Source organism: Bariatricus sp. HCP28S3_A4, from assembly GCF_052066395.1.
Classification (GTDB): domain Bacteria; phylum Bacillota; class Clostridia; order Lachnospirales; family Lachnospiraceae; genus Allocoprococcus.
Window position 1 is genome coordinate 1 of sequence record NZ_JBQHSE010000118.1, and the last position, 308, is coordinate 308.

Genomic DNA, 308 nt, shown 5'->3' on the forward strand with positions numbered 1-308 from the left:
ACGCTGACTGGGCTGATCATTATGGAACTGTAATTCTTCCAGCCAAGGTCAGAAAGCCCAAATTTAAGAGTTCAGTAGAAAACGCGGTAGGTATTCTTGAGAAAGGTCTCTTCCATAAACTTGAAGAACAACAGTATTTTTCGCTGGATCAGTTCAACAAAGATCTTTGGAAGGAACTGGAAGCTCTCAATAAGGAGCCGTTTAAAAAGAAAGAACATAATAGATACTACTATTGGGAAGAGGAGAAACTTGAATTGATGCCGCTCCCCTCCATGCATTACGAGTACATGGAGAGAAAAACGGCAAAG

1 pseudogene is annotated in these 308 nt (G+C 40.9%); it reads left to right on the forward strand.

Features of this window, described 5'->3' with window-relative positions:
• Positions 1-308 (forward strand): annotated as a pseudogene (locus tag ACTNBF_RS16620) (IS21 family transposase); the annotation flags it as partial.